Origin of the sequence: Shewanella marina JCM 15074 (genome assembly GCF_000614975.1) — a bacterium.
Lineage (GTDB): Bacteria > Pseudomonadota > Gammaproteobacteria > Enterobacterales > Shewanellaceae > Shewanella > Shewanella marina.
The window spans coordinates 172,643-197,811 of the sequence record NZ_BALM01000002.1; the positions used below are offsets into that span (position 1 = coordinate 172,643).

Sequence of the window (25,169 nt, forward strand, 5' to 3'; positions counted from 1 at the left end):
CATTTAGCGAAACTAACGCGCTAACCCATTGTTGAAGGAACAATAATGCAAATACGTATATTTCAAGTTGACGCTTTTGCCACACAAGCATTCAGTGGTAATCCCGCTGCCGTTTGTCCTCTTTCATATTGGCTTGATGATAAGTTGTTGCAACAAATCGCAATGGAAAATAACTTATCTGAAACCGCCTTTTTAGTGGCCAATAAATCAGGTTTTGATATTCGTTGGTTTACCCCAACTGAAGAAGTTGATTTATGTGGACACGCCACTTTAGCGGCGGCGCATGTGTTATTTACTCATTTAGGTCACCCGCAACAACAGTTACGCTTTTATAGCAATAGTGGTGAGTTATGGGTTACCCGTAATGACCAAGGTTTAACCCTTGATTTTCCTCAAGTAGAACAGCAAGCTGTTGAACCACCAAAAGCACTATTAAAAGGGCTAAACGGGATTGTTCCTAAGCAAACTTTTGCTGGGATGGACTATCTAGTTGAGCTTGAAAGTGAGCAGCAGTTATTAGCATTAACGCCTGATTTTGCCGCATGGGAATTACTTGATTATCGTGGTGTGATAGTTACTGCGAAAGGGGATAAATGTGATTTTGTGAGTCGATGTTTTTATCCCGAACTTGGCGTTAAAGAAGACCCTGTAACCGGATCGGCTCATTGCCAACTGGCGCCTTTCTGGGCCAATAAATTGGATAAATCAATATTAGTTGCCAAGCAGTTGTCTACTCGAGGCGGTGACATTATTTGTGAAGTCACTGCGCAAAGAGTGTTATTAACCGGTCATGCTGTCGATTATTTACAAGGCAATATTTGGCTAGAAGAGGCATAAATTGGTCTGACAAGTCGTGATTTTGGTCAGACTACGACTAAAATAAGTCTTAAGGCGTAGTTATTGTTCATTCTTGCCTGTTTCGCTGTTGATTTACTATAAATTTCAGTCTGATACTCGTCATGCTTTTAGGTAATAAATAAATATATTTATTACCTTTTTATTGGCATTGTTTTGATGTATTTTACTAAATAATAATATTAATTGTTAACAAATCATGATGTTGTCATGACTTCCCTAAATAATTCTCTGTTTTTCATTTGATTAGTGATACCTAATTAAGTATTCAGTAATTGGTTGCAATAATCCCTAAATGTTACTATTTGTATAAGTACAAGGATGATGACTTAGATTAAATGCAGAAGTTTAGCGCAGCATTGTAATCGGTAAAGTTAGTTTGCATGGTTACAACTAACAGGGATGTTAACGATGAAATATAGAATGTCAGTATGGATGACTGCAATTGTTTTAATGCCTACGATGGCATTGGCGGCACAATCTTCAAAAATCAGCATGGCTAATCAGGCTGACATTGTCGCCCAACTTGAGTTATCTTCATCCTATACATCTACTTCTGTTCATAGCACTGATGCAACGTATCCCCAATACCGACTAGTACCGTTAAATGGTTCAACGCCTCAAGCATTATCAACAGCTTCCCCCCAACAGAACTCAAACCGCCGCCATCAAAAATACCAACAATATTTTGGTCATTTACCGATTTGGGCTCAGCAAGTGGCGGTGCATAGCAAAGATAATGATCAGGTTTATGCGATAAACGGTCAATTGGCACAAGATTTAGAGCAAGACATTTCTGCACAAGCGCTGGCGTTACATGATTCAGCAACAATATCTCCTGCCATTGAGCAGGCGATAAATCAGTATATTACGACTAAATACCCACAGTTTAGCTCAGACCATATTGAGGTAAGCAAGCAAACTTATATCTATGTCACTGAGGCTAATAAAGCGCGGATTACTATTTATTACCAAGCGAGATTAGAAGACAAAACGGGCGGAATCGCCTTGCCGTATTTGCTTATTGATGCTGAAACAGGTGTGATTTATCGTCATTGGAATAACGTACAACATGTTGAAGCTACGGGGCCTGGTGGTAATGCAAAAACGGGTATTTATGAATATGGCGAAGATGTTACCTCATTACAGGTTACTCAAGAAGGTGACACTTGTATCCTAGAAAATGAGCATGTCAAAACCGTAGATTTGGCCCATGGTTCATCTAATCATCAAAGTTTTAGCTTTGATTGTCATCGTAATACTCATAAACAAATTAATGGTGCTTATTCACCGCTAAATGATGCCCATGCCTTTGGTAATGCCGTGTTTGATATGTACCAAGAATGGTATGGCATGGCGCCGCTCGATTTTCAATTACTGATGCGGGTACATTATTCTAACCATTATGAAAATGCATTTTGGGATGGTAGCTCAATGACATTTGGTGACGGTCATGATGACTTCTATCCGCTAGTGTCACTTGATGTGGTGTCCCATGAAGTAAGTCATGGCTTTACCATGCAACATTCGCAGTTGATTTACCAAGGTCAATCCGGTGGTATTAATGAAGCGTTTTCTGATATGGCAGGTGAAGCTGCTGAGTCGTTTTTATTAGGGCAAAATGATTGGTATGTCGGTGCCGATATTACTAAGAGAACCACAGCATTACGTTATTTTGAAGATCCAACCCGTGATAACCGTTCGATAAAACACGCGGATCAATACCGAGTTGGAATGGATGTGCATTATTCCAGTGGCGTATTTAACCGTGCATTCTATTTATTGGCTAATAGTCCTAACTGGGATGTGCGAAAGGCATTTCATGTGATGCTATATGCCAATGTTAATTATTGGCTGAACAGCACAGATTATATTGATGGTGCCTGCGGTGCGATTAATGCCGCTAGCGATTTAGGCTTAAGTCCATTCGATGTGCATAGTGCATTCACTCAAGTAGGAGTCGTGTGTACTGGGCTTGACCATATCGATCAAGATCAAGATGGCATGTCTGATTTTTGGGAGATAGGCGTTGGCTTAGATCCAAATAGTGATGACTCCGCCTTGGATGGTGATCAAGATGGCCTAACTAATCTACAAGAGTTTAATTATCAAACTCATCCATTCCACTCAGATACCGATCATGATGCGTTAAGCGATGGTGATGAAGTTAATATTTATGCAACTGAGCCACTGATTGCAGATAGTGATGGTGACTTAATTAATGATGGTTGGGAGGTGAGATACGGTTTTAATCCTTTATTTAGTGGTGATGCCAATAATGATTTTGACGGTGATGGTTTTAGTAATTTAATTGAATTCCAATTGTCCACTATACCGACAGATCACTTATCTAGACCTGAATTAATTACCAATAAACATTTTGGGTTTGAAAACCAGCAATTACCGCATCTGTGGGCGACTTCATCTCAGTTTGATACTGGTTGGCTCACTAATAATCAACAAGCTCATCAAGGTCAATACTCATTAGGATCGCGTTCGATTGATGATGACCAAACCGCAGAGATTCATTGGTTAGGCTTATTTGAGGAGGGTTATTTATATTTTAATTACTATCTAGATAGTGAAAGTTATGGCGATTATCTTGAACTTTATATCGATGGTGAATTAGTTAAAAAACTCGATACACAGCAACAGTGGCAGCATGTTAACCACCATCTAGACGCGGGAGTGCACAGTATTAGTTGGCGATACCGTAAAGACTCAAGTGTCACCAGCGGTGCTGATGCTGCATGGATTGATGATATCAGTTTTGGTCGTTTTGATGGTGATGGCGACAGTGACGGCATTGCTGATTTATGGGAAATAAATCATGGGATGGACCCGTTTAATGCTAATGATGCCAGTGAAGATTGGGACGGCGATTTTGTCAGTAATCTTGATGAGTCCATATTAGGCACTGATATCTATTTAGCAGACAGTGATAATGATGGTATGCCAGATGGGTGGGAGGTAAGCCATCAACTTAACCCATTAGTGGTTGATTATTTACAAGATAGTGACGGTGATGGCTATCATCATCTAGCAGAATTCTATGCTAATAGTGATCCTCAAGATAAAAGTTCAACCCCTCAAGCGGTAGCAGACTTTAAACACTCTTTTGAAACCGCTCAATTGCCAGATTTATGGCGATTATTATCAAATACTATTGCCGCCAATAATTGGCATCTTAGTCAACAAAACGCACCTGACGGTCAACAGTTAATTAAGGTCAATGGTGAGCAGTTATTTCCATTAAATCTAGCACTTGGGGGGATTTTTAAACGAAGTTATTTGGTGTTTGATTATCAAATTATTGCTGCTGATGCTTGTTGTACTGTTGCCGCTGTAAAAGTGGATAATCACAATCATGAGCTAAAGCAGAATCAAGGCTGGCAGACTAAAGCTATTAGTCTAGATGCTGGTAGTCATTTGATTGAGTGGTGGTTTAAGGGACTTGATAATAGCGACCAAATATTACTAGATAATGTATTGCTGGTCAGTGCTAATTCTACTGTTGACCATGATAACGATCAAATGCCTGATTTTTGGGAGTTAAGTTACGGCTTAAATATCAGTGATGCCTCTGATGCACTGCAAGATTTAGATAATGATGGTTTAACAAATTTAGCTGAGTACCAGCAATCAACCGAACCTAATAACCGTGATTCAGACTTTGATCAAATAGATGACGGCTGGGAGGTCGAGTTTGGGTTAGACCCATTAGATTATGACGATGCCGAGCTTGATAGCGATAATGATGGTTACAGCAATCTGCAAGAATTTATGGCTGGGACTAATCCCGTTGATGCAACATCATCGCCAATAGCGTTATTTGACTTATACCAATCTTTTGAAACGCCTGAATTACCAAGCGGCTGGTTGCTGGTGGGGCATGGAGAGCATCAATGGCAAGTTAACCGTGATAGTGCCAGTGATGGTCAGCAAAGCCTTGCTATTAACTCAGAGACCATGGGAGCGCAAGGTGTCGGCATTAAAGGCTTAATGCCAGTTGGTTATATTGTTTTTGATTATTTATTACCTGAAGATGCTTCTTGTTGCAGTGCCAATATTGTCATTAATGGTGAAGCTCAGCCCTTAACTCATGATAGTCAATGGCAAACTAAGGTTATCTTTCATCATGGAGGCGCTGATTTTGTGCGCTGGACTTATGAGTCATCTAATCAACAGGGTTTAATGCACTTAGATAATATCCATATTGTTGCTCGTGATTCAGCGCGTGATCATGACAATGATGGTATACCGGATATTTGGGAAGTCGAAAATAATCTTAACTTGAGTGATAGCAGTGATGCGAGCCAAGATCCTGACAATGATGGTTTAGATAATTTAGGTGAATATTTAGCGGCCACCTATCCATTTTATGCTGATAGCGATGGTGACCAACTGCCTGATGGCTGGGAGGTTCAGTATGGATTGGATCCTAAAGATCAACATGATGCGCTATTAGATGCAGACAGTGATGGCTACAGTAATCACTTAGAATTTATTGCTCAATCCGATCCAACATCAATGAATTCAGTGCCACAGTTTATTAGCGAGATGGCGCAATCATTTGAGCAAGCTGAAATACCGCAAGGCTGGTATATCCCTGAAGCTGCCGATGCGGGTTGGCGTATCGACGATTCGCAAGCATCTGATGGGATCTATAGTTTAGGTGCAGATATGATTACAGATAGTGAGCGGGCAGTGATTCAATGGCAAGCGCATTTTAGTGATTCATTTCTGTTAATGGATATTAAAACCGCCAGTGAAGCTTGTTGTGACCGTTTTGATTTGTTAATCGACAATCAATTGGTATTCAGTGCGGGTGGTGAGCAGGATTGGCAAAATGCGCTAGTGAATATTGATGCTGGCGTACATACAATGAGTTTGGTTTATCGTAAAGACTTTAGTGCTTCGCAGGGACAAGATACGGTATGGATCGATAATCTACGCTTTGGTATTCGTCAACTTAAAGACAGTGATAGTGATGGTATCCCGGATGAGTGGGAGATCCTAAATGGTTTAGACCAATGGGATGCTTCTGATGCTGCACTAGATAATGATAATGACGGTTTAAGTAATTTACTTGAATATCAAATTGGTTCAAATATTAACGCGATAGATTCTGATAACGATGGTGTGATTGATAATGAAGATTCTGCGCCAATGGATGACGATATTGGCCAACATCAAGCGCCGCAGTTTCACCTTGATGATATTTTATATATCGAAGCCACTGGGCCATTAACCGCATTAACATTGCCGCAAGTAATGGTAAGCGATAATGGTTGGTTACCACCGCAAGTGACGCACGATCAAGCCGCCCAATTAGAGATTGGACAATATCAAGTGACTTGGGTTGCGACTGATGGGGAAGGTAATAGTGCTTCAGCGCAGCAGCAAGTCATCATTCGTGATACTACGGCACCTGAATTTGACTTGGTTGATGTTGTTCAAATTGATGCTGCCGGTTTTTATACTAATGTCAGTGAACATCTTAATGTTATCGCATTCGATTTAGTTGACGGTGAAGTATCAGTGACTCTACAAGGGCCACAAAAATATTCTTCGGGTGCTCATCAAGTTAGTGTGATGGCTGCTGATACTGCAGGCAATCAAGCCACTTATCTGGTTAATGTTGAAATTTTGCCTCAACTGAGCATTGTTGAGCAGTCATTTGCTGAGCCGGGTGAATATGCGCAAGTGGCCATTTTACTCAGTGGTAAAGCCGCGCAATATCCTGTTGTTGTCGATTATCAAGTACATGGTTTAAGTCAGTTAGTGACAGGTTCCGTTCAAATCAATGAGGGACAATCAGGCGCGATTTGGTTTGTGGTCGATGATGGTGCTAATGCCTCGACAGAGGTGACAGCCGAGTTAGTTTATAGCACTAATAGCGGTCTTAGTGAGCAAAGACAAGCCAAAGTCAATATTATTGATTATAACCTCGCGCCTGATCTTGGGATCGAATTACAACAAAATCAACAGACTGTCAGCGTAGTGAGCGCAACGGCTGGGGAAGTGACGTTAGTCACTCATATCGATGATATCAATGCTTCTGATCTACATCAGGTGAGTTATCAATTATCAGAACAACTGCAACAAGCACAAGTCAGTACTATCAGTGATGGCTTTATTATCGACCCTAGTCAATTAACCGCGGGAACTTACCAAATTACGGTGCAGGTTTCAGAGATTAATACCCACGAAAAACACACTGTTAATTATGTTAGCCAATTGGTGGTTGTTAATGACACGCCGCAGTTAGGTAATCAAGACAGTGATGGTGATGGGGTGGATGACTTGCTGGAAGGCCTCGCTGATACTGATAGTGATGGTATTGCCGATTATTTAGATAATGACAGTCATCATGCCAGATTACCTATCTCTGATGGTGATTCACCACTGCAGACCTTGAGCCATCAAAAATTACGTTTAGGTTGGTTGAATTTACAAACTAATGGACTCAGTGCTGCAACGGCAGATTTAAGCTTAGAAACAATAGCCAAATTGTTGCCTTATCAGCCGGCAGGTGGGGGAGCAAGCTTATTGACGACTTCAACAAACAATACCATGGTTGTTGATGCGCAAATTACTCAGGTAACGCCTGTTATTGATATTGTGTTGGTGAATCAAACTACATCGACTCAAGCTATGCTACTAATGCCTGCTATGTCGGAAAAAGTATTAACTGAAAATAATATTCTGGCTATTTATACAGATGAACATCAATGGCAAGCATTACAGGTTGATGGTGATAATCATATTGCCAGTGCACAAAGTGATATCAATGGTAATTGCCCATACATGATGAGTGATAATTACCAAGCTGGTTTAAATAGTGGTGATAATTGTATTTTGTTAACCCTAGCAGATGGTGGCATATACGATAATGATAACGAGCGTAATGGCCATGTAAGTTTTACTGGTGTCGTGGTCACTGAAAGAGCCAATACTTTGCCTGAAATTGTGATTCAAATGGTGACACAGGCGAATGAAGCAACCAAAATAATAATTGATGCTTCGGCATCGATTGATTTTGATGGTGATCGACTTCGTTATCACTGGACTTTACCTGACGCATTAGTGGCAACTGAGATTGCTACTGGTAAGCTCGAAGTGCAACTGCCTAATGTGGATAGTCATACTCAATTTACCATTGAGCTAATGGTGTCAGACGGTATTGCCGAGGTCAGTCAGCAAGTGCAGGTACAAGTGAATAATGTAGTGAGTGAAACTGCAGTACCAGCACAAGAGAGTAGTGGTGGTTCGTTATCGATACTCAGTTTATTAGTTCTTTTTATTATAAGAGCAAGGTATTATCAAAAATAATGCCTTAATAAAATAATCACATATAAAAACAGCACCTTAAAATAGGTGCTGTTTTTATTTTTAAAGTAGTTATGTTTTAAATAGAAATAACAAGTATAAGTTTGTTAGTATTTTGAGATTAATAAAATCGTTATTTGCAAATGTGGAGATAATTTAATATTAGGCTTGGCTAATAATTGTGATCTGTATAACTAACTACGACTAAAGCTTTCTATATAATATTATTCAATGAATAGAGTTATTCATTATTCCTGTTTTATACAGAACTCATCATTAGCGATTGTTTTATAAAAATAATATGCAAAAGCTAAATGTTATTAATGCCCATTATTATATGTAATATTATGAATTATAAAGTATTAAATATGCTTGGACTTTTGCTATGCATGAGTTTTGGCGCTGCTGTAGCAGCTGACAACGTTTCATTGCAAGATAAGGATGACATTTTAAATCAAATCGCGTTAGGGATGGGCAGTAAACAAGGTACGCGCTTGTTAACTGTAGATGCTGATAAGCCTTATCTTGAACCTATCATTCTCGCCACTAAATTAGACAATATCTTGGCTAATCAGGATATTAAGCATGAGCGTTATCAACAGTATTTATCTGGTATTCCAATTTGGTCGCATCAAGTTATATTACATAAACAAGCGAGCAATATTTATAATATAAATGGAAAAATCATCAATAATCATATAATCCTTGATAAAAATACAACTTATTATAAAGATGTTAATGTCGATGATGACATTGATGGTTTTATATTGTCAAAATTTAGATGGTTTGATCGAAATAATAGTCAGGAACTTGAACGAAATAAATATATTTATATTGATGATGGTCATGCTTATTTAAGTTTATTTGTACAAAAGAAAATAACCGATACACAAGGGAATATTGCTATTCCATCGATTATTATTGATCTCGAAAGCGGTAAAATACTTAAATATTGGAATAACTTACAGTTTGAACAAGCAACCGGCCCCGGTGGTAATATTAAAGTCGGCCAGTATCAATTTGGCCAAGATTATCCATTCTTAGATGTCAGCCATAGCAATGGGCAATGTCAGTTTAATAATGACAATGTCATGACTATTGATATGAAAAATGGCACGACTAATACTACGCCTTACCAATTTGGTTGCGGAAATAATGAATATAAACAAGTTAATGGCGCTTTTTCGCCATTAAATGATGCCCACGCCTTTGCCACCAATGTGGTTGAGTTATATCAGCAGTGGTTTGGCATTAAACCTCTCGATAAAAAATTAATTATGCGAGTGCATTATCGTCAAAATTTTGAAAATGCGATGTGGGATGGCAGTGCATTGAGTTTTGGTGATGGTGGCAATAAATACTTCCCAATGGTGTCGTTGGATATTGTTGGCCATGAGGTCAGCCATGGTTTTACCAGCCAACATTCAAAACTCATTTATTGGGGGCAGTCTGGTGCCATTAATGAGTCATTTTCAGATATGGCGGGCGAGGCAGTAGAGTACTTTGTTAAAGGTGAAAATGATTGGTTAGTCGGTGCTGATATCAGCAAGCATAAGCCTGCTATGCGCTATTTTGATGATCCAACTAAAGATGGGATCTCAGTTGCCCATATTAAGGATTATCAAGAAGGAATGGATGTCCACTTTGGTAGTGGTATCTTTAATCACGCCTTCTATCTGCTGGCGCATAAACCACAATGGAATGTGCGCAAAGCATTTAGTGCCATGTTATATGCCAATAAAAACTATTGGTTGCCAAATACTGATTTTAATTCAGCCGCTTGTGGCGTTATTAATAGTGCTGCCGATCTCGGTTATAACCCTTTTGATGTGATTGATGCATTTGCTGTGGTGGGCGTGCAATGTCAACAGTTACCAGAATTAGATTTAGATCATGATGGCATGTCAGATTTTTGGGAAAAGGCGCACGATTTAGATATTAATGGTAATGATGCAGGTTTCGATCCTGATAGCGATGGTTTAACCAATATTGAAGAGTTCAATGCATTAACCAATCCACATCTTGCCGATAGTGACAGTGATGGTTTAACTGATAAAGCCGAATTAGTGCAGTACAAAACCAGCCCAATTTATGCTGATACTGATAAAGATGGCATGAGTGATGGTTGGGAAGTACAGCATCAGTTATTGCCGTTAGATAAGCGTGATGCTAACCAAGATATCGATCAGGATGGATTCACTAACCTAGTTGAGTTTGTATTGGCGACCGATCCTCGTAATGCCAAGCAAAAACCTGAATTAATTCGTCAAAAAACCTATTCATTTGAACAGCAACAGTTACCGCATAATTGGCAATCAGACAGTTGGCAGCCCAGTAACCTAGCGGCTTATGATGGCAATATGGCGCTCAGTGTTAGCTCAGCGGTAGCTGAAGCACAATTAGATTGGCAAGGTTACTTTGCTAAGGGCTATGTGCATTTTAATTTTAAACAGCAAAGCGATAATGTTTGCCAAGCTCAATTAATTGTCATGGTTGATGGCAGACCTGTGGCGAGTTTAAAAGCGAATGCACAATGGCAAAATTACCACTATCCGTTAACAGCGGGCTTGCATAAAGTATCGTGGCGCTATCAAACGGGTAACTGTGGTGATAGCAGCTTTATCTTTGTTGATAAAGTCAGTTATGGCGCTTTTGATGGTGATGCTGACGGTGATCAGATCCCTGATATTTGGGAACTGCAACATGGCTTAGATCCCACCTTAACCGCTGATGCCCAGCAAGATTGGGATGGTGACTATTTATCGAATTTACAAGAGTTCCAGCAACAAACCTTACTTGATAATGCTGATAGCGATGGCGATTTGATTAATGATGGCTTTGAGTTGCAATTTGGCTTAAATCCGTTAGTTGATGATGCCAATACTGATATTGATGCCGATGGTATTGATGCATTATCTGAATATATTGGTGGCAGTCAGCCTAACAATAAACAATCGACGCCAGCAGATATTGACGATTTTTATGATGATTTTAGTCAAGGTTTAAATACCGCAAGATGGCGTCATCTAGTTAACCACCGAGTTAACTGGCAAGTTAAAAAACTCGCGATTCAAGGGCAAAGCTTAATTTTTGACGGTAAAGCTAATATTGATGTTGAGCTTGCGTTATCAGGTCGATTTAAACAGAGCTATTTAGTGTTTGATTATCAGTTAAATAGCACTGCGCAGGCGAGTCTACTGACTCGACACCAACAATTATCATTGCAACCTTCAGCGACGTGGTGTAAACAAATTATTGATATCAATGCAGGCATTAACTGGCTCAAAATAGCAGTAAAGTCGAGTGCTAAAAATAGTCGCTTAGTCATTGATAATGTACATTTAGTGTCAATTAACTCGACTCAAGATATCGATGCTGATGGACTGCCTGATTATTGGGAACTTGCTAATAATCTTGATATCAGTAATAGCGCAGATGCCTCTTGGGATGCCGACAATGATGGTTTAACTAATTTACGCGAATTTCAATTAGGCACATCGGCAACGATTGCTGATTCAGATGCTGATGGTATTGATGATGGTTGGGAAGTGACTCATCAACTTAATCCTCTGGATAAGTCAGATGCAACTACTGATATCGATCGTGATGGTTTTAGCCAATTACAGGAATTTTTAGCCAATACGGATCCCAATAATGCGGCTAATAAACCGCAAGCATTGGTTAGTTTTGCGGATTCTTTTGAACAATCGCAACTAACATCGCCATGGCAAATGTTCACCTTATCAAATAGCCCGTGGCACTTTACTCAAGCTAAAGCGTCCGCAGGTTTGGTGAGCTTAGCAATAACAGGGGCGATGACGAATAATCAACTCGCAGTTTGCGGTATGTTTAAACAAGGCTATGTTGTTTTTGATTATCAATTAGAACATGCGCAGCTAAGTTTACACGGTGACAACAGCCAACATGTATTAACCGAGACGGCTCAATGGCAAACCCAAGTCATTAAAGTGAATGCCGGAGCTAATTGTCTGCGTTGGCAATATCAAGGAGCAAATGCACAAGCTCATTTTGCGCTTGATAATGTGGTTATCGTGCCAGAGAATTCAAATTTGGATCATGATCAGGATGGTATGCTTGATGCTTGGGAACTTGCCAATCAATTTAATATTAGTGATAAAAACGATGCGCTGATTGATAGCGATGGTGATGGTTTAAATAATTTAGCCGAATTTAAGGCTAAAACATTACCACGACACATCGATACCGATCTTGACCATATTTTTGATGGTTGGGAGGTGCAGCATCAACTTAATCCTCATAATAAACAAGATGCTCAATTAGATAATGATGCTGATGGCTATAGTAATTATATGGAGTTTATTGCAGCGACAGATCCTAATGATGCTAACGATATCCCTCAATTTGCTAGCCAACATATATGGTCATTTGAGGATAATAGTGTTCCGGCTAATTGGTATAAACCCACTAAAGCTGATGCGAGCTGGGTGATTAGCGATGCTTATGCAACCCAGGGCAAGTACAGTTTAAAGGCGGATAACATTGGTCCATTGCAACGGGCGCAAATAGAACTTCAGCATCTGTTTAAATCGTCGTATATCTTGTTTGATATTAAAACTTCAACAGAATCATGCTGTGATAAATTTAACCTCTATATTGATAATAAACTGACCTTGCAATTGAGCGGCATTATCCAGTGGCGTACGCAAATTGTGGCAATTCCGCGTGGTATTCACAAACTCAGGTTCGAATATGTCAAAGACAAGTTTTCTGATAAAGGCGAAGATTCGGTTTGGATTGATAATATTCGATATGGCGAACAAGTTGAGATTGATCAAGATGGTGATGGCTTAAATGATATTTGGGAATTAAGCCATGGTTTATCAAATACCGATGCCAGCGATGCGTTATTGGATAATGATAATGATGGCTTAATCAATGCTCAGGAATATCAAATCGGCAGTAATATCAATCAAGCGGATAGCGACAATGATGGTATTGACGATGGTGAAGATGAAGTACCATTAGATCCAACATTAGGCTCATTGTTACCGCCGGTATTCCATTTGGCTGATACGCTTTATGTCGAAGCGCAAGGGCCACTGACTGAGATTGAGTTTCCTGCTGGTGGCGTGACCGATAATGGTTGGCTACCACCGACGGTTAGCCATAATTTGGCTTCAGCATTGGCGTTAGGCCAATATCAAATTGTTTGGACTGCAACCGACAGTGCAGGTAACCAATCACAGGCTAAACAACAGTTAATAGTGCAGGATACTCAAGCGCCCGTATTTAGCAGTAATGAAATTAAACAAATTTCAGCACAAGGTTACTTTACTTGGTTAGCGGGAGATATAGGCCTGTATGCTATTGATAAAGTTGATGGTGATATTACCGTTAAAATTGCGCAGCCTAAAGCCTACCGTTCCGGCGCACAGCAGGTGCCACTTACTGCTACAGATGCGTCAGGTAATCATGCAAACGCAACCGCTGTTGTGCATATTGTGCCATTAGTCTCCATTGCGCCTAAGCTAATGATGACTCATCAAGGTCATCTACAAGCCAAGGTCGTGTTGTCTGGTCAGGCGGTGACTTATCCGGTGACTGTGCAGTATCAATGGCAACAAGATGGTCGCTATCAGCAAGCACAATTAGTGATAGATCAAAGTCAGCAAGGCAATATTGCGATTGATAAAATAGACGCTGGTAGCCAATTAACGCTACTGAGTGCAAAGCATGCCTTGTTAGGCGAACAGGTCACGGCTCAGGTGCAAGCTCATCAACATGGCGCTGGCGTGTTACAGATACAAGTCAGCCAACAACAGCGCGCGGTGAATCAAATCAATATGCAAGCAGGGCTGGTCACAGTAACCGCTAAGATCATTGGAAGTGAGCAAGATGACGTGATGCCGCCAATTGAATTTGTAATTGATGAGCCATTAGCGAGTGCAGTGGTTAAGCGCGCGCCTTATCAATTACAGCTAGATCCGGCCAAGCTCAGTGCAGGTGATTATTCATTAACGGTTACAGACACAACGGTCGATTATAAAAGGCATTATCAACTACCGTTGGTATTGGTGACTAATCAAGCACAATTGACTCAAGCCGATACCGATAAAGATGGTATAGCAGATATAGATGAAGGCTATTTTGATGATGATCTCGATGGCATCAGTAACTATGTCGATAATGATAGTGCGCAATCAAGATTACACATCAATCAAGGATTACCAGTGAGTAGTGATAAGGCACAAATGCTGCGTAGTGGTGCTTGGTCACAGCAAATACGTGGCTTGATTGAGCCGAAGAACTCGGTAGGTGTGGGGATTTCTATATCGCAGTGGCAGTCCTTATGCGAGCGCATAACAGCGACTGACAATTGTTTGTTAACCGCTGCAACGAAAGAGAGTTTTAAAGCGCAGACACCCGTCATCGACCTTGTTGTGACTGAAACCCTTAATCGAGGCAATACCAGTATTGTGGTGTCGCTCAATGATAATTTAGTGGTAGATGTACAAACTCAGTTATATCACTATCAAGTCCAATCGGGTTGGCAAACACTGCAAGAGTCAACACGAGATAGCATAGCTTCCAGTGTTAAGGATAAACAGGGCAATTGTCCTGCTCTTGATTCAAGCCAATATCAGGCAGGTTTAGCATGGGGAGTCAGTGTATTAGGCTTACATTGGCAGACAATGGTGATGCAGATCATGATGGTCATCAAAATGGCGAAGTGGCGCTGACGTTAGTGGCTTTTACTACGGCTAAAAATAATGCACCGCAAATCAAGGTTAAGATGGCTAATTCTGGATTAGAGCAAACCAAAGTGTTAATCGATGCATCACAGTCGATGGATGCGGATGGTGACCCATTACAGTTTACATGGCAGTTTGCTGCAGATGTTAGCTTCCAGCAACTTAGGCATGGGGTGATCGAATTAACTTTACCTAAAGTCGATAAAGACACTTGGCTTAACTTTGGTGTACAGGTGAGTGATGGACAGCAAACGGTAAAGCAAGCATTACAATTATTGGTACAAGATAAACCAATTACGCCAGATCCTGAGCCGCAACCGCAACCAGATGCTGGAGAGGGCAGTGGCGGCAGTATTAATTTACTGATGTTATTAGCACTGTTATTTATTGCAGGTTTTCGTAAAGCTGAACAATTAAACAGAACTTGAACTGTTTTTAAACGAGTTGATCTGCTTTTGAGCAGTTGGCGCTATTTTTTAAAATAGCAGTTTACAAATAGTGGGGAGCTGAGTAATATTCACGCGTCGGAGGGGTGGCAGAGTGGTCGAATGCACCGGTCTTGAAAACCGGCAACGGTTTATCCCGTTCCAGGGTTCAAATCCCTGCTCCTCCGCCATATTTAGAGAAGGCGCTTAACTTAGGTTAAGCGCCTTTTTGCTATCTAGCGTTTGCTTATAAGTAATATTTAATTACACTAAATTATCGTTAAGTTGAAATGCTGTAGTGGCTAATGAATATGCTATTTAACACACTCCGCACGCAAGTGATTAGCGCGCAGCAATATCAGCAGTTAGCTAAAACCAATATTGCTGATCAGATTATACAAACCTTATCCAGTGAGGTTGTACAATCGTTGCCTGACAATTTTCAAGATATTGTGACTAGACAACAAGCGCTAACTTGGTTGGAACAGATGCAAGCTGAAGCAGAAGTGTTGGTGATCTTAAATAACACTGATGACTGTCTGATGGGCTTTATTTTCCTTTATCCTGCCATTATCGATAAAGATGTGATTAAACAAGTGCACTTAGGTTATTTATTAGCATATCAATTTTGGCGGCAAGGATTTGCATCTGAGGTTTTAGGGCAGTGTATGTCATGGTTAGGTGAATCTTGCCGAGTTGAGCAAGTGTTTGCTGGCGTAAGTGCTGAAAATGTTGCCTCTAAGCAACTGTTATTAAAGCTTGGCTTTAGAGCTCCGGGACATGATTTAGATCTGTATTTATTTGAAATTAAGCCAAATTAAGTGTTTTTTGAGCAAGTTGTTGTAAAAATAAACGTACGATGCTGATTTTACAAAAAAACATTTACAGCAGCGTATGCTATCTGTAGTATGCACACCTGTCGGAGGGGTGGCAGAGTGGTCGAATGCACCGGTCTTGAAAACCGGCAACGGTTTATCCCGTTCCAGGGTTCAAATCCCTGCTCCTCCGCCATATTCAGAGAAGGCGCTTAACTTAGGTTAAGCGCCTTTTTGCTATCTAACGGTTATTGTTTTCTTAGTTGTAGATAAGTTAAGACCGATAGAAAAGTAAAGAAAGCCGGATCACTCCAACCGAAACCGACAAAGATACCTGTTAGGCCAGCATACACGGTAATGATGGTACCTAATACATTTGCTATTAATAGTGCTGTTAATAGTTTTTTTGCGATAGCACCTTGTTCTATGTCTTTTAACATATAGCTAATAGCAGCGATTCCACCTAGAAAAATACTCGTATGTTGGGATAGAAAATAGGCATATTTATCATTTATCTCAACACCATAAATAGGCCAAAATATATTTGGTATAAAAAATAGTGCTAATGCAAAAACCAAGTAAATAGCCGCATGCAACGTTAAAAAGTTTTTGTTAGTCATATTTCCTCCTTATTTTTGTTTAAAGGTTGTCAGTATTGGGCCATTATTAGTAATGGTAGGTGATTGATTCGTATCAAATACAATCCCCTGAATATCAGTAATCCTCATTTGCGGTAAGCGTACTGTATGCTTGGCTAGATAAGCTTGTGCGTTTACTTCATTATCAAAAAGATAAATCCCACCTTCTAACTGGTTTTGACGGCTTTCAGTCCAAATATTTCAGATGAGTCCAGCTTCTTGATTTGACCAGTTTAATAAGCGAATTGCTCATATTTATACCAAATGAACCATTATATTTGAAATCAATCTGAAGTAACTTTGTCATAAATAGTTCTCGTTTTATTTGAAGTTAATGTCCAATATTTAGTCTGAGTGACTTATGCTTTTTTTGATAAAACCATCATGACCTATATAAATTAAATATAAAAGTTCCACAAATCGTTATATGAGATCTAGGTGGAGAAGCGAATCAGGGAGAACTGCAAAATGTGGGCTGGTTAAAATCGAAACAACGTATCACTGTCGATAATTTTGATCATGCTTTTCGAGCCGTAGAGCGGGGCGTTGGCTATTGTCGTTTGCCTAAACATATTGTTGAATATAGAGCGAATACTAAAGTTACTGTACTTGCTATTGAGCAAGCGCAACAATATCAAGTGCCATTGCATTTGACGTTGCCTAAACGGGCCCCGAAGCAAGAGATTTTTATGCCATGCTATTACAATCGGCGAATAACGGGCGTGTGAGCCATAATCCATTATCGCAATGAATCATAGTTTAAATAGCGATTCAATCTATTCGTTAGCATTGATGATTTGTTATTTGGTGAGCGCTAATTTAAGTTTTTTAAATTTCAAAATGAGTTGGTGCTTGGTAAATAAATTGCGAATGATTAAATGTACAAATAATGGAAAGATACTGGTGGATTAATTTTCGATTAGCTCTGATTTTTTGCCATTATCAGTTTAATTTATGGTTTAACTACAGTATAAGATGGAAGTAATAAATAGCTATTTCATTTAATATCGACGACTTTTAATGACAGTTATTTTGATTTGAAGAGTTAATATTGTGAAACTACTTGTAAATAGATTGAGTTAAATTTTTATACTTATAAATCAGGTGGTTATGTTTCGATCTTGTTTTTTTGGACAATATTAAGTAATAGAGTAGGTTAAATGAATCACTGTGCTCAATGTATCATTTTAATGCGAAATGTGTTTTGTATCATGCAATAAAGTTATTTTATGATTTATATTGTGAATGTTTTGATTTTCATCACTGTAATAGATGGATTTCATAGTTAATTTTATAGCTTCAACAATATCTTTATCATAAATATATTTTATTTATAAACAGTTAATGACTTCAATTATAAATTGTTTATAAAGCCAAGGAGTGCAGGTATGTTTGGTTTGATAAATGACAAAATACGAAATATTAGTTCTGCTGAAATTAATAATATAAATGAATATCGAAACTGTTTAAGTCAAGATTCAATGCCAATTGCTGAAAGCGCAAGAACATGGACTAGTTGGAATTATTTTACCCTTTGGCTAGGGATGATGATCTCCATTCCCGTTTATATGCTTGCTTCTGGTTTGATCTCTAAAGGGATGAACTGGTGGCAGGCAGTATTGGTAATTGTTTTGGGTCATACACTGGTTATGGTGCCTGCTGTAGCATTAGGGCATTTTGGTACTAAATATGGTGCATCTTTTGCCTTGTTATCTAAAATGATCTTTGGACCCGTCGGCAATTATTTACCGACACTAATTCGTGCATTGTTAGGTTGTTTTTGGTTTGGAGTACAGTGTTGGATTGGCGGTCAAGCCGTTGATGCTGTCTTAACGGGGATCTTTGCTGAACTTTGGTCGAATATTGGCATACATTTGTGGTTTAGTTTTGGGCTGTTTTTTATTTTAAATATCTACATTGCTTATCATGGCGCTGAAGGTATAAGATTTTTACAAAATTTAGCAGCCCCAATTTTGGTCTTTCTTGGTGTGGCTGTTGTTTATTGGGCATATCAAGCTGCAAATGGAGATTGGAATCAGTTATTAACAACTACAGTTGCTGAACAAGGTCATATTTCATTTTGGTTATTATTCTTCCCTGCACTAAGTGCCATGATTGCATTCGATGGTACGCTCGCATTGAATACTTCTGATTTTACTCGTAATGCGGTGTCACAAAAAGCACAAGTGGTAGGGCAGTTAATTGGTGCACCAATAATGACACTCTTTATTTGTTTAGTTGGTGTGATAGGGACTAATGGTTCATTAATTGTATTTGGGGAAGCCATCTGGAATCCGGCAGAGTTAGTTGCGCGTTTTGATAATCCTTTCGTCGTTATTATTTTTTCAATGTTTATTATTCTTGCAACAATTACGACCAATATTGCTGGTAATTTAGTACCGCCAGGGATGGTGTTTAGTTCATTGTTTGCTAAGCATTTAAGTTATAAGAAAGCGATAATTTTAGCGAGCTTTTTGGCGTTACTTGGGCAGCCATGGAGTGTGTTAGCAGATCCTGATAATTATATTTTTGTTGTTTTAGGTAATTTGGCTGCATTTTTAGGGCCTATGGCTGGTATCTATATGGCAAGTTATTGGTTTGAACATAAAACAGAGGTAGATTTTGTTGATTTATATAAAGTCACTGAAGGGCGCTACTATTATTGTAAAGGTGTTAATGTAACTGCGATTGTATGTTTATTTAGTATCACATTTTTCTGTTTAATATCTCAGTTTTTTAATGTTAGCCGGTTTATTTTTGATAATTCATATGTAATTGGTGCTTTTACAGCGTTTATTAGCTATTTATTAGTGATTAAGTATTATGATAAACGATGTAACGCTCATAACGCCATTGCTGTACGTTAATTGATCTGATATCGGTTGTTTTTGTTCATTTTAATCGTACTTCATGATGTTGAAGTACGATTGATTGTTTGCCGTAATGGTTTTTATTGTATTGTATAACTTATTGTTAAGATGCACTTTTAATCTTTAGGTTGTGTAAAAATAGCATTTACTCATTAAAGTTTTAAATAAAAAACATTTTCTATTTAAATGTCTAATCTAAGGCGATGGTTGTAGTTGGTATTTTTTTAGCTTGGAAAGTGAGGTTTTTATTTTTTTATTGTAATCTATTGTTTTTATTGGTTTCAAATTTTTATTTTTGTGCGGCCAGTTTGATTTTGTTGTTTTGTGCGGTTTTAATCTAATTATAATGGCTAACTGCTACAATGGTATGATTAGTACATAAAAGTTGTTGTTTGTACGAACATTAAGTATACGTCCTTAAAATATGCTGTTATAATTTTTCTCCGATTAAATATCGGAATAGGATGCTGTGCCAATGAATAACCCTTTGTATCAAAAAGATATTATCTCCATCCCTGACTTAACTCGTTCAGAGTTAGAACTTATCGTTTCTACCGCCAATCAATTAAAAGAATATCCACGCCCTGAATTATTAAAAAACAAGATTATTGCGAGTTGTTTTTTTGAAGCGTCTACACGTACCAGATTATCTTTTGAAACTGCAGCGCAGCGCCTAGGTGGCAGTGTTATTGGTTTTCCTGACGGTGGTAATACGTCGTTAGGTAAAAAAGGTGAAACACTTGCCGATTCGGTAAAGGTTATTTCATCATACTGTGATGCATTCTTTATGCGTCATCCTCAAGAGGGGGCGGCAAGACTTGCGAGCGAGTTCTCTTCTGTGCCAGTCATTAATGGCGGTGATGGCTCAAATCAACATCCAACTCAAACCTTATTAGACCTGTTTAGTATCTATGAAACGCAAGGGACTCTAGAAGGCTTGCAAGTGGCATTTGTGGGTGACCTTAAATATGGTCGTACCGTACACTCACTTGCACAAGCTTTGTCACTGTTTGGCTGTGAGTTCCACTTTATTGCTCCTGCTGCACTAGGTATGCCTGATTATTTGTTAGAAGAACTGACAAATAAAGGTATCAAGTTTACTTTACATGAAGGACTTGATGGGGTGATGGAGCAATTAGATATTCTGTATATGACGCGAGTACAAAAAGAGCGTTTAGATGAAACTGAATATCAACATATGAAATCAAGCTTTATCTTAACGTCTGAGTTACTTCATGGTGTGAAGTCGAATTTAAAAGTGCTGCACCCATTACCGCGTATTGATGAAATTACAACGGACGTGGATAGCACACCTTATGCATATTATTTCCAACAAGCGGAAAATGGTGTGTATGCAAGACAAGCATTGTTAGCGTTAGTATTGACCAATGAGTTTGGAGTATAAGATGAAAAAACAATTACAAGTTGAGGCAATTGCTCAAGGTACAGTAATTGACCATATTCCAGCGGGTACTGGTATTAAAATTTTACGATTCTTTCAATTAGCTGATGCATCAAAACGTATGACGATTGGTTTAAATTTACCGAGTCACGGCGAGATGAAAGATCTGATCAAAATTGAAAATACTCAGTTTACTGAAGAGCAAGCTAACCAGTTAGCTTTGTTTGCGCCTAATGCCACAGTTAACGTGATTGATAACTTTGAAGTGGTAAAGAAGTTTAAAGTCGCTATGCCAAATCGTATTGAAGGTGTATTTGCTTGCCCTAATAGCAACTGCATTAGCTTGAATGAGCCTGTTACTAGCAAATTCAACGTACGTGAAACTGGCTGTGAATTAAAGCTGAAATGCCATTATTGTGAAAAAACCTTCTTAAGTGGTCTTTTTACTGAGTTACATTAATAATTAACCATTTTTACAGCAACTTGTTGTTTTTGTGAACGATTAAGCTTGCTTCAAAATAAAATGGTTTACAATCTCTCTGGTGCTAGCTATTATGCACGGCGTCGGAGGGGTGGCAGAGTGGTCGAATGCACCGGTCTTGAAAACCGGCAACGGTTTATCCCGTTCCAGGGTTCAAATCCCTGCTCCTCCGCCATATTTAGAGAAGGCGCTTAACTTAGGTTAAGCGCCTTTTTGCTATCTATGATTTGGCAAAATATTATTGCTATTCAGTAATAGTTATTTACCAATGCTCTGTATTGTTGTTATTTAGAAACTAATTAGAATTATGGTTTGCAATGGGAAGTAACATAAGTTTTAAGTAAACTGTTATGTAAAAGCCGACTTTATATTGAGTAAATGTACGTTTTGTTTGTTTTTAATACATTTGATACCGATAAAGCTTAAAAGCAGGCAATATCACTTTTATATTTATTCTTGATTATGTCAAAGTTACTCCATTAATTTCATTTTGTTGTTTAGTTATCTTAGGAACCTCTGTGAACGACCCAATCATTTCCAGCATATTAGATACTGATGTTTATAAGTTACATATGCAGCAAGCTGTATGGCATCTCTATCCACAAGCTCAGGTTACCTTAGAATTTGAATGTCGTAACAATGAAGATCTTTTGCCTTATCTGGATGAGATTAAAGCGGAAATAAATCAGCTGCAATGGCTTGCTATAACTGATAGCGAAATCGAATATTTAGCCAGTTTAGGTTTTTATAAAGCAGATTATCTGGATTATCTATCTCGATTTCGATTTGATCCAAAACAAGTACAGATTACTACCGCTAATCAGCGTTTGAATATTAGCATTGATGGCCCATGGCATCAGGTGATTCTATGGGAAATCCCTATTCTTGAAATTATTAGTGAAGTACGTAATAGACGTTTGTATCCGTTAAAAGGGATTGAACAAGCGATTAAGCCGTTACAGGCTAAAATCGAACAGTTGAAAAAGAGTGAGTTTACTGATTTTAAGTTGATTGAATTTGGTAGTCGTCGCCGTTTTTCTCATCAAGTGCAGCAATTTGTATTAACGCAATTAGCTGAACAAGTGCCACAACATTTAGTGGGCACAAGTAATTATTTATTTGCAAAGCAACTAGGGTTGACTCCCATTGGTACTCAAGCTCATGAGTGGTTTCAAGGTCACCAACGTTTATCAAGTGATTTACGTCAAAGTCAAACCATGGCGTTACAAGCTTGGTTATCTGAATATCCTCAAACATTGGGGATTGCACTCACTGACTGCATTAGTATGGATGCGTTTTTAGCGGATTTTGATTTAGCGCTAGCTCAGCAATACAGTGGAGTGCGACAAGATAGTGGTGATCCCATTGTGTGGGGCGAAAAAGCAATTGCTCATTATCAGCAACTTGGTATTGATGCACAGCAACAGAAATTAATCTTTTCAGATGGATTAGACATTAATAAAGCGTTAGCGATATATCAGCATTTTCAAGGAAAAGCACAAATTAGTTTTGGTATTGGTACCAATCTAACTTGTGACTTAGAGGGGGTTGTGCCGATGAATATTGTGTTGAAAATGACTCAATGTAATGGATTACCCGTGGCTAAAATATCTGACAGTCCCGGTAAAACCATGTGTCGTGATCCTGAGTATATCCAGTTATTAAAGCAGGCGTATCAATTACCACTATAAATTGCCTGTTTAATCAGCAAACGCGCTTGAATTGATAAAAATCGGTTTACATCATTAAGTGATGTATATACTATGCATCGCGTCGGAGGGGTGGCAGAGTGGTCGAATGCACCGGTCTTGAAAACCGGCAACGGTTTATCCCGTTCCAGGGTTCAAATCCCTGCTCCTCCGCCATATTTAGAGAAGGCGCTTAACTTAGGTTAAGCGCCTTTTTGCTATCTGCAACAAAGTAAAACTCTACACATAAAAAAACGGATAATTGCAGCCAGTGATAGCAACAATTACCCGTTTATGGCAATTACACCTTTAATAGTTCAGATTAGTTAACTTTTACTGTGGTCCAAACAAAGCGGTGATCTGATGAAATTTCTTTGCTATCACCATACTTACCAACACGCTCGTCATTGAATAATAAGCGGCCAGTTTCACCTTCAGCAACCCAGTAAACACCTGAATCAATCACTTCTAAGCTGGCTGATGGCACGGCATAATCTGCACGAGAGCCAAATACACTGGTACGAATTTCAGGGTATGGGTGAGTACCGTTCCAGTTATTGGCTGGGTTCTTTGATTCAGCAGCACCAGCACTGATTGGAGTATGTGCTTGACCGACTTGTGCAACGCTTTGATTAACTAAATCATTACCAAGGAACTTGATAATACCGTCGTGTGGAGCATGGATTTGTGAGCCAATAACGTTATCAGCGTTCATGTCACCCATCATCACAAAGTGTGTACCGCTGAAACCGCCTTTTTGGCCTTGATCATCATAAAGTGATTGTTCACCATTGATGTAGAAGTTCCAAAATTCGTTTTCTTCGCTGTTACGGTAACGGTTATTATAAGTCACAGTATCAAAACCAGATGGTGTTGGGTGCGCTAAAAGTACGTTAACGGTTACTTTACCTTCTGGTGTATCAATGATGATTGGTGCATCAACGTGGTTTTTAGAAGATAGACGCAGTTCATTCCATTCTGCTTCTTCAAACCATAGATCTCCACACTTCATACCCTCAGGAATTTTATGTTTAGGGCTATCACAGATTTCGATCTTAGGATTGACTGCGCTTGGTAAATCTTTACGTAAAAACTTTTGGAATGTACGAGTATTAGCAGTATCAATTTCATATTTTGATAGCAAGGTAAAACCGTAATGGCCATGGTAGAAACCAAAGCCTTGGGCATCGTTAGCATCACCTGTTTGACCGTTATTATCTAAGTCAAATGTTGTAGTCATACCCGTGTTGGTCGCGTAGTTCTGCGCGAATGGATAGTGGATCGGCTCTAATCTATCGCCACCATCAACACTGTTTAAACTTTGTGATACTGATAAATAGTTGTTTTGAAAACCTTCTAATACCTGAGTATCGGTTGCGGTGCCATCGTTATTGAACTCATTCATCAATAATACGTCTGGGCGATTTTGTTGGATGATAGCGGCAATATTACGGATTTGAATAACGCGTTCAGCTAACAGATGTTGCTCTTCATTGGCAACTGAGCCAGATTCTACATCGAGTTTCCACGCGTCAATCAATGCATTTTGTTCAGCTACGGTTAGCGCCATATACCCCACCCAGCGCTGATAGTTTTCAGTCGGATCGTTATCGACAGCAAAGGCTAAGTTGAATTGAGCAAACTTAACACCTTGTACTGGTGTCGGCTCTGGCACTGTAACAGTATCATCTGAATTACAGCCAAGTAAGAAGAACGAAGAAAGTAGGGCAGATAGCAGTGTTTTTTTCATTGTTGTTTTCCATTAATAACACCAGATAGCAGCGTTATTATTGATTGCTTATGAGGGAATTATTCGAGCTGAATTAGACTTTATTTATGTAGCTCAAGCAATATTAGCTTTGTTACGATATGTATAAATGAGAGGTGTTAGGCAATATGACGCAGCAGTTATAGCTGCATCACAGTTAC

13 protein-coding genes and 4 tRNA genes are annotated in these 25,169 nt (G+C 39.0%); 14 read left to right on the plus strand and 3 right to left on the minus strand.

Annotated elements, in window-relative coordinates:
• The first annotated feature begins 45 nt into the window (after positions 1–45).
• The 7 genes from JCM15074_RS02735 to JCM15074_RS02765 all read left to right on the plus strand — a co-directional run bounded on the left by JCM15074_RS02735 (position 46) and on the right by JCM15074_RS02765 (position 16,357).
• Positions 46–837: a PhzF family phenazine biosynthesis protein gene (locus tag JCM15074_RS02735; RefSeq protein ID WP_025819787.1), complete on the plus strand. Its 792-nt coding sequence runs from the start codon at positions 46–48 to the stop codon at positions 835–837.
• A 429-nt stretch (positions 838–1,266) separates the two neighbouring features.
• Positions 1,267–8,190, plus strand: a complete 6,924-nt coding sequence (locus tag JCM15074_RS02740) for a M4 family metallopeptidase (RefSeq protein ID WP_025819789.1) — start codon at positions 1,267–1,269, stop codon at positions 8,188–8,190.
• 386 nt (positions 8,191–8,576) lie between these two features.
• Positions 8,577–14,909 carry a M4 family metallopeptidase gene (locus tag JCM15074_RS23400; RefSeq protein WP_159105269.1) on the plus strand — a complete coding sequence of 2,111 codons (6,333 nt, stop codon included), beginning with the start codon at positions 8,577–8,579 and terminating at the stop codon, positions 14,907–14,909.
• A complete protein-coding gene (locus JCM15074_RS02750; protein ID WP_025819792.1) occupies positions 14,852–15,349 on the plus strand; it encodes a GlyGly-CTERM sorting domain-containing protein in 498 nt (165 codons plus the stop codon). The genes JCM15074_RS23400 and JCM15074_RS02750 overlap by 58 nt, the downstream gene beginning before the upstream one ends.
• Positions 15,350–15,447: 98 nt before the next feature.
• Positions 15,448–15,537, plus strand: a tRNA-Ser gene (locus tag JCM15074_RS02755).
• Positions 15,538–15,651: 114 nt separating this feature from the next.
• Positions 15,652–16,167 (plus strand): GNAT family N-acetyltransferase, encoded by a 516-nt coding sequence (locus tag JCM15074_RS02760; protein ID WP_084266944.1) that lies wholly within the window; start codon positions 15,652–15,654, stop codon positions 16,165–16,167.
• Positions 16,168–16,267: 100 nt separating this feature from the next.
• Positions 16,268–16,357: transfer RNA gene (locus tag JCM15074_RS02765), tRNA-Ser, on the plus strand.
• 52 nt (positions 16,358–16,409) lie between these two features.
• Here the strand turns inward: JCM15074_RS02765 and JCM15074_RS02770 are convergent.
• Both JCM15074_RS02770 and JCM15074_RS24725 read right to left on the minus strand, forming a co-directional pair.
• The gene (locus tag JCM15074_RS02770; protein WP_025819794.1) at positions 16,410–16,781 is read right to left on the minus strand and encodes a hypothetical protein; all 372 of its coding nucleotides are present in this window, start codon (positions 16,779–16,781) and stop codon (positions 16,410–16,412) included.
• A gap of 9 nt (positions 16,782–16,790) precedes the next feature.
• Positions 16,791–16,997 (minus strand): YdhR family protein, encoded by a 207-nt coding sequence (locus JCM15074_RS24725; protein ID WP_306302211.1) that lies wholly within the window; start codon positions 16,995–16,997, stop codon positions 16,791–16,793.
• Positions 16,998–17,269: 272 nt separating this feature from the next.
• On the opposite strand from JCM15074_RS24725, the gene JCM15074_RS20610 reads away from it, so the two are divergent.
• From JCM15074_RS20610 to JCM15074_RS02805, 7 genes are all read left to right on the plus strand, one after another.
• Entirely contained in the window at positions 17,270–17,527 is a 258-nt protein-coding gene (locus JCM15074_RS20610; RefSeq protein ID WP_025819795.1) for a type 2 periplasmic-binding domain-containing protein, read from the plus strand.
• Positions 17,528–18,187: 660 nt separating this feature from the next.
• Positions 18,188–19,666: an NCS1 family nucleobase:cation symporter-1 gene (locus JCM15074_RS02780; RefSeq protein ID WP_025819796.1), complete on the plus strand. Its 1,479-nt coding sequence runs from the start codon at positions 18,188–18,190 to the stop codon at positions 19,664–19,666.
• Between the two features lie 478 nt (positions 19,667–20,144).
• Positions 20,145–21,074: an aspartate carbamoyltransferase gene (gene pyrB / locus JCM15074_RS02785; protein WP_025819797.1), complete on the plus strand. Its 930-nt coding sequence runs from the start codon at positions 20,145–20,147 to the stop codon at positions 21,072–21,074.
• Between the two features lies 1 nt (position 21,075).
• Positions 21,076–21,531, plus strand: coding sequence for an aspartate carbamoyltransferase regulatory subunit (gene pyrI, locus JCM15074_RS02790; RefSeq protein ID WP_025819798.1), 456 nt, complete (start codon positions 21,076–21,078; stop codon positions 21,529–21,531).
• A gap of 106 nt (positions 21,532–21,637) precedes the next feature.
• Positions 21,638–21,727 (plus strand) — tRNA-Ser (locus JCM15074_RS02795).
• 343 nt (positions 21,728–22,070) lie between these two features.
• Positions 22,071–23,243, plus strand: coding sequence for a nicotinate phosphoribosyltransferase (gene pncB, locus JCM15074_RS02800; protein ID WP_025819799.1), 1,173 nt, complete (start codon positions 22,071–22,073; stop codon positions 23,241–23,243).
• Between the two features lie 84 nt (positions 23,244–23,327).
• Positions 23,328–23,417: transfer RNA gene (locus JCM15074_RS02805), tRNA-Ser, on the plus strand.
• 145 nt (positions 23,418–23,562) lie between these two features.
• On the opposite strand, the gene JCM15074_RS02810 is transcribed toward JCM15074_RS02805, so the two are convergent.
• Entirely contained in the window at positions 23,563–24,990 is a 1,428-nt protein-coding gene (locus JCM15074_RS02810; protein WP_025819800.1) for an endonuclease/exonuclease/phosphatase family protein, read from the minus strand.
• Between the last annotated feature and the right edge of the window lie 179 nt (positions 24,991–25,169).